The sequence below is a fragment of the Lwoffella lincolnii genome (assembly GCF_002014765.1).
Taxonomy (GTDB): domain Bacteria; phylum Pseudomonadota; class Gammaproteobacteria; order Pseudomonadales; family Moraxellaceae; genus Psychrobacter; species Psychrobacter lincolnii.
Map to the genome: position 1 here is coordinate 31,680 of NZ_MUYT01000004.1, position 12,160 is coordinate 43,839.

Sequence of the window (12,160 nt, forward strand, 5' to 3'; positions counted from 1 at the left end):
TTGGTTGATTAACAGCACGACAATCACATAAAATAACAATCACATAAAATATCAGCCATATGACATGACCATCACCATATTACACATGACATAACCATCACACTGAAGAGACATAAGGACACCATGAACACTTTTACCCGAATGCAAGATTTGGACATGCAAGGCAAAACGGTGTTTATCCGCCAAGACTTAAATGTCCCCATCAAAGGTGGCATAATCACCAGTGATGCCCGTTTACAAGCAAGTCTGCCCACCATCAAGCAAGCATTGGGTAAAGGGGCAGGGGTCATCATTGCATCGCATTTAGGCAGACCCACAGAAGGCACTTTAACAGATAAATTTTCCTTAAGGCCTGTTGCTGATTATCTGACCCAAGCCTTGGGGCAAAAAGTGGCGTTGCATACTGACATTGACACACCGCTTAAGCTTAATCAGGGTGAAGTGGTGTTGTTGGATAATGTTCGGTTTAATGTGGGTGAAAAGAGCAATGACCCTAATTTATCAGCCAAATATGCGGACATGGCAGATGTGTTTATCATGGATGCCTTTGGTACGGCTCACCGAGCCCAAGCATCAACACATGGCGTATTTAAGACTGCCAAACAAGCAGGTAAAGTCATCGCAGCAGGGCCTTTATTGGCTCAAGAGTTAGATGCCTTGGCAAAAGCATTGGATAACCCTGCCAAGCCCATGCTGGCAATTGTTGGTGGTTCTAAAGTCTCTACCAAGCTTGACGTACTTAACAGCTTGGCACAAATTTGTGATCAGCTGATTGTTGGCGGTGGTATTGCCAATACTTTTTTGGCAGCACAAGGGCATGATGTGGGTGAATCACTTTATGAGGCAGATTTATTAGACACTGCCAAGCACATCATGAGTAAAACGCAAGTTTTGTTGCCCAGTCATGTGGTGGTGTCTCCTAAGTCTGCCATAGATTTTGCCGATTTTATTGGCTCGCTAAAACAAGCCCCCAGTCAGACAAAAGTGGTGACTGACATTGCCAACGATGAGATGATTTTAGACATCGCTCCAAACAGTGCCAAGATGATGGCAGATGCCATTAAACACGCCAAAACTGTGTTATGGAATGGCCCTGTTGGTGTGTTTGAAGTGCCAGCCTTTGCCCAAGGCACACAAATCATCGCTCAAGCGGTCAAGGACAGCAACGCATATAGTATTGCAGGGGGTGGTGATACCTTAGCGGCGATTGATGCCTTTGGGGTGGTTGATGGGGTAAGTTATCAATCCACAGGAGGGGGTGCTTTTTTAGAATTTGTCGAAGGAAAAACCTTACCTGCCGTTGCCGTATTAACCGAATGATACAAAAAACCACCCTGTTACTTATGTTGCTGGAAAGTTACCAAGGGATTAGGGGTTACTGAGAGTACGTCCCAGTCGCTCATCAGCCATTTTTATTTTAGTTGCATTGGGGTTTTAAATTGGTTAAAATCAACCGATTTTTTTATAACCACGAGGTTTATTATGTCAAATCGTCAATTCGTTATCGCAGGTTTGGTTGCTGGTATGTTTATGATGACTGCTTGTAGCCAACAAACCAAAGAACATGTTGATGCAGGTCAGCCAGAAGCCGCCGCCGAATCAGCTGGTCAAGATGTACAGATGGCTGTTCAAGAAGCTGGTACAGAAGTTGTGGACGCTACCCAAACAGCAGGTTCGGTTGCCACAGGTGCTGCCATTAATACAGGGGAGGCCATCGCTGACGGGGCAGATGAAGTCACCGCTGGTGCTGCTAGTGTGGCATCTGATGCTGCCACAGCGGTTGCAGAAGGTGCTGATAGCATGGCTCAAAGTGCTCAAGAAGCTGAAGCCAATGCTCACGCTGAAGCCACCAGCGAAACTGACATTCAAGTGGACACCACTGCCCATTAATCAATCTTAATTAGGATTGATTAAGAATGTGCATTTGGTTTTTATTCTATCTTGATGTCTAAAAAATAGATGTCTAAAAAATAATTGATGTCTAAAAAAGACCTTGAACAATCAATCAAGGTCTTTTTTTATGATTTGACAGTTTTTATGATTCCAGCGTATTTTACAATTTTGCAGTAACGGTGTTTTGCGGTAAAATGGCTGTTTATCTGCTTAAGCTAGGGCGTGTTTTTAATCGCCTAAGGATAAATACCTCAAGGACGTTATACATTCATGATTAGCATTATTTCAGGACAGGTGGTGAGTTTGGCTGAACCAACTGTCTGTGTCATGACCGAAAGTGGCATCGGATATGACATCGACTTAACATTACCTGATTTTTATTTATTAAAACTTCACCAATCCGTTACCCTGTTTACCCATTTACATGTGCGAGAAGATGCTCACTTACTGTACGGTTTTGATAAAAAGATAAGTCGAGATGTTTTTCGTCAGTTAATCAAAATCAGCGGTGTGGGCAGTAAAATGGCACTGGCAATGCTGTCTAACATGACCGTGGCAGAGCTGATGCAAACCATTGAATCACAAGATGACTTACGTCTGACCAAAGTGCCTGGCATCGGTAAAAAAACGGCCCAGCGTTTGTTAATAGAGCTACAAGATAAGCTAAACGTCATTGATGGCATGCCCACAACAGACATTTTGCCATCTTTATCGACAAATGGTGATGTGAATCGCCCTACCAGTGTTGATGGCAATGTGAATGAAATGAAAGTCATTGCTGAGATTGAAGATGCCCTTAAAGGCTTGGGTTATCGAGAAAATGAGGCTCAATCTGCCATTAAAATCGCCAAACAGCAACTTGACAGTGATAAGATTGCCATAAACAGTCGAGAATTGTTGCGAGCTGCTTTAAAGCAGTTTGGCAAATAATCCCCAACATAAGCATTAAAAAATGATGATGTCAGACAGATTAATCAGTCCAATAGCACGAAAAGAAGACACTGAAGTGAGCATTAGGCCATCACGACTGAGCGATTATATTGGTCAACCTGTGGTGCAAGAACAGATGCAGGTGTTTATCAATGCTGCTAGGGGGCGACAAGAAGCCCTTGACCATACCTTGATATTTGGCCCACCAGGACTGGGAAAAACCACACTTGCTAACATCATTGCTAAAGAGATGGGAGGGAATTTGCGTTCAACATCAGGTCCTGTGCTTGAGCGAGCAGGAGATTTGGCAGCCATGCTTACCAATCTGGAAGCAGGTGATGTGTTGTTTATTGATGAAATTCATCGCTTAAGCCCTGTGATTGAAGAGATATTATACCCTGCGATGGAAGATTTTCAGCTGGATATCATGATTGGTGAAGGACCTGCTGCTCGCTCAATTAAGTTGGATTTGCCAGCCTTTACTTTGGTGGCAGCGACCACTCGAGCAGGGCTGTTGACATCACCATTAAGAGACCGATTTGGCATCGTGCAACGGTTGGAGTTTTATAACATTGCAGACTTAACCACCATTGTCAGTCGTTCGGCACGGCTGATGAACATTGTGATAGATGAAGCAGGGGCGTTGGAAGTGGCACGGCGTTCTCGTGGCACACCTAGAATTGCCAATCGTCTGTTACGGAGGGTGCGTGATTATGCTGAAGTTAAGGGTGATGGACGAGTCAGCCAGTATATTGCTGGCAGTGCTTTGGACATGTTGGCGGTAGACAGACGAGGACTTGACCATTTGGACAGAAGATATTTGCAAATGTTGCATGAACGGTTTGATGATGGGCCTGCTGGTGTGGAGTCGATTGCAGCTGCCATGGCAGAAGACAGAGGCACACTAGAAGATGTGATAGAGCCATATCTTATCCAACAAGGCTATGTGGTGCGTACTGCTCGTGGACGAATGCTTACACAAATGGCAATTGTCCAAATGGCAACAGAACATGAACAAGACGCACATGGTCCCAACATGCACAACCCTAACATGCACAACATAGAAAAGTGATGGGAGTATGATGATAAACCGCCGTCAGTTTGTTATTTTTGTCAGTGTCATCGCCCTAACCGCCTGTGGCAATCATTCACCCAGCCACAGCAGAATTGCCAAAGGGAGCAAAGTCATTGCCCTCGGTGATTCGTTGACCTTTGGCTATGGAGCAACGCCCGAAACCGCCTATCCAACAATTTTGGCTGATAAAACAGGGTGGAACATCATCAATGAAGGCATCAATGGCGACACATCGCAAGGTGTGCTTAATCGACTAGATGGCATTATTGAAAAAAATCCTGCTTTGATTTTATTGGGCATTGGTGGCAATGATGTGCTACAAAAAGTTGCCCCCACCACCACTCACGCCAACATCAGCAACATTGTTGATAAAATTAAATCCGCCAACATTGCATTGGTATTGATTGCCGAGCCGTATTTGAGCACATCTGCATTATTTGGCAGTGCCAGTGATAATCCCATTTATGCCAATATTGCCAAAGAAAAAGATGTACCCCTATTTGCCAAAGGTGATGGCGGTTGGTCAGCAATTTTATCCGATAAATCACTCAAATCTGATCAAATTCATGCCAATGCCCAAGGTTATGCCAAGTTTGCTGATAATCTATACCAGTTTTTACAAAATAAAGGATTTGTGTGAATGAATTAACGTGAACAAATTGACGTGAATGAGTTTGCGTAAATAAATGTGTATCAAGCATGTTGTGTCAAGCATGTTGTCAGTTTTACTCTTTATCATCTTTTTTATCGTTATCGGGTATCGCCATTTTTGCCACCGCCACTGTGCCTTTGACCACACCTTTGGTTGTTTTGTAAGCAACTTTGACAGGGGTGGTAACAACTTTATGCACACAGCCTTGTAATGCTAAAGCGGCGGCGATGATGACCAAGAAAGTCGGTATTTTTTTCATAAAAATCCTTAAGTATTTTTAGTGTTGCTGGTTGGGTATTGCTGGGCATTTGTGTTTATGGTTGAGATGTCTCACACCTTTGCTTGTATGTCCATCACCGCCAAATCTTGCACCATCAGTTGTAAACTTTGTCTCCCGTTCCAGTCGTTCACATCTAAGCCAAACAACACATGAACTTGGCAGGCACGATAGTCCCATTTGTCCGCATCATAGTGAAACCAAATCGCATCAATCGGATACTGCACATTGGGATAACTTAAGGATAGTTTTAGGTGCTTGTCTTTTAAAATATGAGCATCTTCCACGCCAAAGACCCCATCAAAACTTGGGGCAACAAAACCATGTCCCCAAATATGCTCATGACGCAAAGCATCAGCAAATGCCAAGCTGAAATCTTGTGCATGTAGTTGCCCATCGGTAAATTTTTGCTCACAAAACAGCTGGTTATCTTGTTTTGCCATCACCGCTTCAAATGCCTTAATAAACGCAGGTAGCTGACGTTTTTTTAAGGTCAACCCTGCTGCCATCGCATGCCCACCAAAATGACTGATGAGAGTTGGGTGATGCTCAGCCACCTGCTCAATGGCATCACGAATATGCACCCCCATGATGCTTCTGGCAGAACCTTTAATGGCATCATCATCTCCTGTTTTTTTTCTATCGGCAGGCGCAAAAACGATGCTGGGGAGATAATATTGTTCTTTTAATCGTCCTGCAACAATGCCAATCACCCCTTGATGCCAATCGTCTTGATACAGCACCACACTGCGTTTATCATTGTTGTGCATGGGCAAATTGGCTAAAATAGCGTCCGCTTCCTCTCGCATTTTATTTTCAACTTGGCGACGCTCACGGTTTAGCTTATCAAGTTGTGATGCCAGTTGCTCCGCTTGCTCCCAATCATCACTGAGCAGACACTCAATGCCCAATCTCATGCTGTCCATACGTCCTGCTGCGTTGATGCGAGGTCCTAACACAAAACCACAATCATGGGCAGTCACTTTATCAACATCTCGACCCGCTTGCTTGAGTAATGCCAAAATACCCAAACAACAAGTACCCTGTCTTATCATGTTTAACCCATGGTATACCAAGATACGATTATTTTGGTCAAGAACACCAACATCTGCCACCGTTCCTAATGCCACAAGGTCAAGATGCTGACTGACTTGATAAGTCGACTTACCTTCTTCACGCCGTCTTTTGGCAAGCCTACCCAACACATAAAATGCCACCCCCACACCCACTAAAGACTTACTGGCAAAACAGCACCCTAACTGATTGGGATTAACCACCGCATCAGCATTGGGTGTGGCTTTGGTGGTTAAATGATGGTCCGTGATGATGACCTTGATGCCATGTGCTTTAGCGGTGTTAACCCCTTCATGACTGGAGATGCCATTATCAACAGTGATGATGATATCGGGTTGGTGGTCATCCATACCGAGCCTAACGATTTCTGGCGTTAAGCCATATCCGTATTTAAAGCGGTCAGGAACCAGATAAGCAACTTTAGCACCCATGGCTTTTAGACAACGCACCATCAAGGCAGTGCTGGTTGCCCCATCACAATCAAAATCACCGATGATTAAAATACGCTCATTGGCATCAATGGCATTATCAATCAGCATCACAGCATCATCAATACCCATAAGACTGTCTGCAGGCAACAGTCTTGAGATATGGGTCAGTAACTGCTCAGGTTCATACACACCACGACCAGCAAATACTCTGGCTAAAGTAACCGATGCCTTTGTGGTGTCGGAAAGCGAGGTAAGGTTGATAAGCGAGTTGGGCAAATTGCCCACAAATCTGGGGGTTAAATTCAACATAAACGTATTTTAGCAAAAATATTACAAAGCCACCATGGAGAAATTTGGCAAATAAGTTATAATAGATAAACGCATTATTTTATGTCATTTCATCAGTGTTATTAATCAGTGTTATTAATCAGTGTTATTAATCAGTGTTATTAATCAGTGTTATTAGTTAGTATTTTTCATCAGTTAGATAAAGAACATAGAGGACACCATGGATTTTATGAAAAACACCGCCATTCCATCTACTTTACCTGAACAAATAGATGCAAAGTTGGATTTAGACAAAGTAAAACAAGAATGCCAAGAATTGGTTAAATCTCGTGCCAAAGTTTCTGCTGGGGTTGCGGTTGTTCCTGTGCCATTTTTAGATGTCGCTGTTGATGCAGGGTTGTTGAGTAAGATACTGCCACAGATTACCCAAAAGTTTCAATTAATTGATGATGTTAACCAACTTGATGAAAGTGAAGACCAACTTTTTAAAAATTTAAAAGACCGTGCTCTTTCATTTGCAGGGCTGGTTGCTACTCGTGGCATGGCAAAAAAAACCATACAAGGTTTTGGTGGTCGCATTGCCGCCAAACAAATCACTAAATTTGTTCCCCTTGGTGGTCAGTTGGTGTCTGCTGGCTTGGGATACATGATTTTTAAGAAAATTGCTTTTGACCACATTGATGAGTGCTATAGACTGGCTAAGCACATTCAAAACAGCCAAGAAGCTCAAAATCAAAACAGCCAAGCCCAAAACAGCCAAACTCAGGGCAATCAGTCTCAACACACAGATGTTACAGATGTGAATGCTCAAAATGATGCTGTTCAAAATGATGACGTTCAAAATAATGACGTTAAACATGATGACGTTAAACATGATGACGTTCAAAATAATGACGTTCAAAGTGGTGATGCCAAAAATAACCATTAAAAATAACCACGTTTCATCATCACAGATGTTTATCGTGTTGTGCTGACATTGGTTATGATAAATGAATAAAAAATGCCCTGTGGGTTGAGTGAACCGCAGGGCATTTTCCAACATCTTTAATCCAATGCCTTTGATAAGCGGTTAATGGCATCGTCCAGTACCATTAACCGTGCAGTGCGTTTGTCATTGGTTGCAATCAAGTGCCAAGGTGCATGATTGCTGTTGGTGCGTGCCAACATGTCTGCTGCTGCTTGCACATAATCTTGCCATTTATCACGATTACGCCAGTCTTCTTCGGTGATTTTATGGTGTTTATGTGGGGTATTTTTACGGTCTTTGAATCGTTTTAATTGTTCTTTTTTGTCAATGGCAAGCCAGTATTTTAAGATAATTGTTCCTGACTGGCTTAAGTCCGCTTCAAAGCGATTAATTTCAGCATAAGCTCGTTGCCATTCTTCTTCACTGGCAAAGCCTTCTACTCGTTCAACCAGTACTCGACCATACCAAGTACGGTCAAAAATGACGATGCGGTTGGTGTGTTCAAGTTGTGATGATGGCAGGCGTGTCCAAAATCGCCACAAATAAGGGTGGTCAAGCTCATATTGCATCGGGGCGTTGATGTTATGAATGACATATTCACGGGGGTCAAGGGGGGCAACTAAGCGTTTGATTGATCCACCTTTGCCCGCAGCATCCATGCCCTCAAAAGCAAACACCACATGTCGATTGCCACGTTGACGCAACAATTTGGCAAGTTGTTGCTGTTTGCTGACTAATTGTTGTTTATAAGCTGACTTGCCCATGTTTGGGTCATCAATGGTTGTGAGTCTGTCAGGCACATCTGCCCAAACAAAGGAGGTATTTGTGCGTCGCTGATGGTCATCAAAGTGATTAACGTCATTGCGATTAAAGCCATTAAAGCGGTTATGCACGGCGTTTTGCATGGCATGTAGGGCATGATGGGCAAACATGGTTGGCGTGCTTTTGGCATTTGTGCCATCAATGACCAACCAATCCGTTTGTTGGCTGAGCATGTCATTGGCAATGTCATTAAATTCAGCGACTGCCTGTGTGTCCGCCCAATCCATATGATACAATTGTATGGGGTCAGCCAGGTCATCGTGCAGGCGTTTTTTGAGTATTTGGGCATCGACATGAAACCAACACTTAAGCAGGTGCGTGCCATTGTTTACCAAGTCAGCTTCAAAATCTGCCAATGAGTTGAGTTGATTGGACAGATATTCTTGCCAGTTTTCTTTGTTGTGTATTTTGGTCAAGGCTGTGGTGATTAAATCAGCATACCAATTACCAAAATACACACCCACATCGCCATGTCTTGGTAGTTTTTTTGTGTGCCGTTGCCAAATGGGTTCATCAGCATCATGGTTTTTACCAACTGTGGCTTCAACTTTAAGCAATCTTGGGTCAACCCATTGACGAAATTGAGACACTGACTCGCCCTTGCCTGACATTTCCATGCCATTGACCAAAATCAGCAATCCTGTCGGTCGTTTTTTGGCTGGTTTTTTGTTCTTTGTTGATGTTTTGTGCGTCTTACGCAACGCATCACGTAACGCATATTGTGTGGTAACCAATGCCAATCTCAATTCATCTTCACTTAAATGGAACTGGTTTAATGGGTTAGGGCAAAACAGGGTGTTTTGTGCGGTTAATGATGATTTGTCAGCAGATTTACTCATGACATGACCTTATATGATATGCTTATTTTGGTGAGTTTTAGTCCTAATGATAGTTTTTAGTTCTAATTATAGTATAATCAAATGATGTTGTAACTGATTGACCAAGATGGCGTTTATTTTTCTTATTTCATTTTTTTTGATGGTATGTTTTGATGGTATTTATGGACACAGACACTCAGTTTAATTCATTGGCACAGCTTGAACATATTTTACAAACATATTGGCAACTGCCTTATCATCGTGATGCCAGTTTAGCAGCCAAACTTAGCGATGTGCAAAATTTTCAGCGTCTGCGAGTTTATGACAGTCATAAAGACATATTTGAGTTGCCCCAAAATCAAAAAATGGCAGATTATTTTGTCAATCAACTCTATGGCGGTGAGCAGTTTACGTTAATGGCAAAGCAACTTGACATCATTTTACCTAAGGCCAAAAAGTTTGAAAAACTGGTGCCATCTGGGGCATTGGAAACTGGGACATTGGCCATCGCTGCTGCCATTGAAGCGATTGAGCTGGATTTGCAATTAGCACAGTGGCTTAGCCAAAATGACTTGCCTGTTACTTATGATAACATGCTTAATGCCTATCAACGTGTGGGTGCCAAAACACAGCGACTTGAGCAAATCACTCACATGAAACAAGTGTGTTATCGTACGGACAAATACATCAATTCGTTTATTTTACAAAAGGCATTTGCCTTGGCCAAAGGGACAGCATATGCCAATGGGTTACAGCCATTTTATGATTTTATTGATGCAGGTTTTGTCGCCATGAAACCGTTGGGCAAGGTGGCACATTTTATTGAGCCATTTGCCGAAAGAGAAAGGCAAATCGTAGAGCATGTGCATGGCAGCACGAATGATGGTCGAATTGACCCACATTCTGCCCCATTTGTTTACCCAAATTATTAAAAGACGATAATTAATGACACGTTTTTGACATCATAATCATAGGACATCAGATAGGATACCAGCATGATTCAGCCAACTGATAAGCAGCCAGCCGAACAACACACAAAAGCATCACAGCAGACATCAACCAGTTTCACCCAAGAACGTCAATCTGTCGATGCCAATCATTTTAATCAACATTTTAATCAAGAAACCCTGCCCCAAGGCACACCGCAAGGGCAACAACAGTCCAGAGCCATGCTTAATGAGCAAATGATTCATGATTTTTCATTCCCAACGTACCAATCTTTAAACCCATATTTGAATGATGAAGACATGACTCACTTTGGTTATCAAACGGTGCGTAAAAGTGAAAAGCAAGCCCGTGTGGCTGACGTGTTTACGTCCGTTGCCAAAAAGTATGATGTGATGAATGATTTGATGTCTTTTGGCATTCATCGTTTATGGAAACGCTATGCCATTAGCCTAACAGGGGTGCGAGCAGGTCAGCAAGTACTTGACATTGCAGGTGGCACAGGCGACTTAGCAAAGGTGTTTAGCCGTGAAGTGGGACGCACAGGCAAAGTCATACTCTCTGATATTAACCCTGCCATGTTGGAAGTGGGACGTGAACGACTCATCAACGCTGGTTGTGCCAATGTGGATTTTGTCCTTGCCAATGCTGAAGATTTATCTCCTTTTGCTGATGACAGTTTTGATTTGGTGACCATTAGTTTTGGATTGCGTAATGTGACTGACAAAGATGCGGCTTTGCGTAGCATGTATCGAGTACTCAAGCCTGGTGGGCGATTGTTGGTGCTTGAGTTTTCTAAACCTGTCTTTGAGCCATTATCTAAGGCGTATGATTTATATTCGTTTACCGCCTTACCGCTGATGGGCAAAATCGTGGCAGGTGATGCTGACAGCTATCAATATTTGGCTGAGTCCATTCGCATGCACCCTGACCAACAGACCTTAAAGCAAATGATGAGCCAAGCAGGTTTTGTGAATTGTGATTTTCATAATTTAACTGGTGGCATCGTGGCGGTACATCGTGGTTTTAAAGCATGACGTTACGTTTAACAGTCACAGCAAATCACAATGATGAACACGATGATGAACATGCAATGATGAATAAATAACGAATAAAATAACCAATATAAGGATAAGCACCATGATGATGACTTTATTATTGGCAGGGGTAGAAAAACTGGTTAACTTTGCCATCAGTAGCGATAAAATCACCCAAGCTGGTCTGATGCCATTATCAGGCAAAAGTTTGCGTTTGGATATGAGCAACCCTGGCTTAAAATTAGATGTGTTGTTCAATAACGACCACATTCGTTTTGAACCCGTCAGCTCAAGTGATGTGTTTGAAAGCAATGCAAATTACCCTAACAATGCCAGTGGCTTTAGACAAAACCACGCTCATACTGACAATTTAGCCAATCAAGTCGATAAAAAGCATCAAAACCTAACCACTGATGACATTGATGGTTACCAAACAACTCTGTATCAAGCCGACAGCAGTACAGCAAATAAGACCAGAGTTGTGAACCAACCTGACTGCATCATCAGCGTTGCCAACCCATTAGAATTGATGAATTTATTAAAAAATCCTGAAGGCAATCTGCCCATCTCTGGAGATTACAAGATATTGATGCAGGTGCGTCAGCTCATGGCAGGATTTAACCCTGATATTGCCGCCCAGCTAGAACCATTGATTGGGGTGCCGTTAGCCAGTCAATTGACCTTGCTGATTAAACAGCTAAGCGGTAACTGGTCGCACACTGCCAAACAAGCCTTTTATGATGCCACTGACTGGGCAAACCAAGTGGCAGGTAACAGCGAAGATCCTGATTTGCGTGAAGAAGTCAATGACTTACAGCAACAGCTATTAAGATTGCGTGCCGATGTTGAGCGTGAACAAGCCAAACTCGATGCCATCAAAGCACAACAGCACCAGCAGGTGATAAAACCCAATTAAAAATGAAATTCAGTTAAAATAAGTCCTGTTAAACA

At 42.9% G+C, this 12,160-nt stretch carries 11 protein-coding genes and 1 pseudogene; 9 read left to right on the forward strand and 3 right to left on the reverse strand.

Annotation, left to right across the window (positions count from 1 at the left end):
- The first annotated feature begins 123 nt into the window (after positions 1-123).
- From B0682_RS02345 to B0682_RS02365, 5 genes are all read left to right on the forward strand, one after another.
- Positions 124-1,320 (forward strand): phosphoglycerate kinase, encoded by a 1,197-nt coding sequence (locus tag B0682_RS02345; RefSeq protein WP_078306503.1) that lies wholly within the window; start codon positions 124-126, stop codon positions 1,318-1,320.
- Positions 1,321-1,482: 162 nt separating this feature from the next.
- A complete protein-coding gene (locus B0682_RS02350; RefSeq protein WP_078306504.1) occupies positions 1,483-1,890 on the forward strand; it encodes a hypothetical protein in 408 nt (135 codons plus the stop codon).
- A gap of 273 nt (positions 1,891-2,163) precedes the next feature.
- Positions 2,164-2,823 carry a Holliday junction branch migration protein RuvA gene (gene ruvA / locus B0682_RS02355; protein WP_078306505.1) on the forward strand — a complete coding sequence of 220 codons (660 nt, stop codon included), beginning with the start codon at positions 2,164-2,166 and terminating at the stop codon, positions 2,821-2,823.
- 28 nt (positions 2,824-2,851) lie between these two features.
- Entirely contained in the window at positions 2,852-3,895 is a 1,044-nt protein-coding gene (ruvB, locus tag B0682_RS02360) for a Holliday junction branch migration DNA helicase RuvB (RefSeq protein WP_078306965.1), read from the forward strand.
- 7 nt (positions 3,896-3,902) lie between these two features.
- Entirely contained in the window at positions 3,903-4,538 is a 636-nt protein-coding gene (locus B0682_RS02365) for a GDSL-type esterase/lipase family protein (RefSeq protein ID WP_078306506.1), read from the forward strand.
- Between the two features lie 85 nt (positions 4,539-4,623).
- On the opposite strand, the gene B0682_RS02370 is transcribed toward B0682_RS02365, so the two are convergent.
- Positions 4,624-4,809, reverse strand: coding sequence for an NF038104 family lipoprotein (locus tag B0682_RS02370; RefSeq protein ID WP_078306507.1), 186 nt, complete (start codon positions 4,807-4,809; stop codon positions 4,624-4,626).
- A 71-nt stretch (positions 4,810-4,880) separates the two neighbouring features.
- Entirely contained in the window at positions 4,881-6,641 is a 1,761-nt protein-coding gene (gene recJ / locus B0682_RS02375; RefSeq protein WP_078306508.1) for a single-stranded-DNA-specific exonuclease RecJ, read from the reverse strand.
- Positions 6,642-6,849: 208 nt separating this feature from the next.
- Here recJ and B0682_RS02380 point away from each other — a divergent pair.
- Positions 6,850-7,359 (forward strand): annotated as a pseudogene (locus tag B0682_RS02380) (hypothetical protein); the annotation flags it as partial.
- 305 nt (positions 7,360-7,664) lie between these two features.
- Here B0682_RS02380 and B0682_RS02385 read toward each other — a convergent pair.
- On the reverse strand, positions 7,665-9,248 hold the full coding sequence (locus B0682_RS02385; protein ID WP_078306509.1) for an ATPase: 1,584 nt from the start codon (positions 9,246-9,248) through the stop codon (positions 7,665-7,667).
- A 161-nt stretch (positions 9,249-9,409) separates the two neighbouring features.
- On the opposite strand from B0682_RS02385, the gene B0682_RS02390 reads away from it, so the two are divergent.
- The 3 genes from B0682_RS02390 to B0682_RS02400 all read left to right on the forward strand — a co-directional run bounded on the left by B0682_RS02390 (position 9,410) and on the right by B0682_RS02400 (position 12,125).
- Positions 9,410-10,159, forward strand: a complete 750-nt coding sequence (locus B0682_RS02390; RefSeq protein WP_078306510.1) for a DUF8198 family protein — start codon at positions 9,410-9,412, stop codon at positions 10,157-10,159.
- Positions 10,160-10,411: 252 nt separating this feature from the next.
- Complete coding sequence (gene ubiE / locus B0682_RS02395; protein WP_240494857.1) at positions 10,412-11,209, forward strand: bifunctional demethylmenaquinone methyltransferase/2-methoxy-6-polyprenyl-1,4-benzoquinol methylase UbiE; 798 nt, start codon at positions 10,412-10,414, stop codon at positions 11,207-11,209.
- 103 nt (positions 11,210-11,312) lie between these two features.
- Positions 11,313-12,125 (forward strand): ubiquinone biosynthesis accessory factor UbiJ, encoded by an 813-nt coding sequence (locus B0682_RS02400; protein WP_078306512.1) that lies wholly within the window; start codon positions 11,313-11,315, stop codon positions 12,123-12,125.
- Positions 12,126-12,160 lie beyond the last annotated feature (35 nt).

What these genes read in the sequence shown, in the direction of transcription:
- B0682_RS02345 (WP_078306503.1), top strand. Translation starts at nt 124, where the DNA reads ATGAACACTTTTACCCGAATGCAAGATTTGGACATGCAAGGCAAAACG.
- B0682_RS02350 (WP_078306504.1), top strand. Translation starts at nt 1,483, where the DNA reads ATGTCAAATCGTCAATTCGTTATCGCAGGTTTGGTTGCTGGTATGTTT.
- ruvA (WP_078306505.1), top strand. Translation starts at nt 2,164, where the DNA reads ATGATTAGCATTATTTCAGGACAGGTGGTGAGTTTGGCTGAACCAACT.
- ruvB (WP_078306965.1), top strand. Translation starts at nt 2,852, where the DNA reads ATGTCAGACAGATTAATCAGTCCAATAGCACGAAAAGAAGACACTGAA.
- B0682_RS02365 (WP_078306506.1), top strand. Translation starts at nt 3,903, where the DNA reads ATGATGATAAACCGCCGTCAGTTTGTTATTTTTGTCAGTGTCATCGCC.
- B0682_RS02370 (WP_078306507.1), bottom strand. Translation starts at nt 4,809, where the DNA reads ATGAAAAAAATACCGACTTTCTTGGTCATCATCGCCGCCGCTTTAGCA.
- recJ (WP_078306508.1), bottom strand. Translation starts at nt 6,641, where the DNA reads ATGTTGAATTTAACCCCCAGATTTGTGGGCAATTTGCCCAACTCGCTT.
- B0682_RS02385 (WP_078306509.1), bottom strand. Translation starts at nt 9,248, where the DNA reads ATGAGTAAATCTGCTGACAAATCATCATTAACCGCACAAAACACCCTG.
- B0682_RS02390 (WP_078306510.1), top strand. Translation starts at nt 9,410, where the DNA reads ATGGACACAGACACTCAGTTTAATTCATTGGCACAGCTTGAACATATT.
- ubiE (WP_240494857.1), top strand. Translation starts at nt 10,412, where the DNA reads ATGATTCATGATTTTTCATTCCCAACGTACCAATCTTTAAACCCATAT.
- B0682_RS02400 (WP_078306512.1), top strand. Translation starts at nt 11,313, where the DNA reads ATGATGATGACTTTATTATTGGCAGGGGTAGAAAAACTGGTTAACTTT.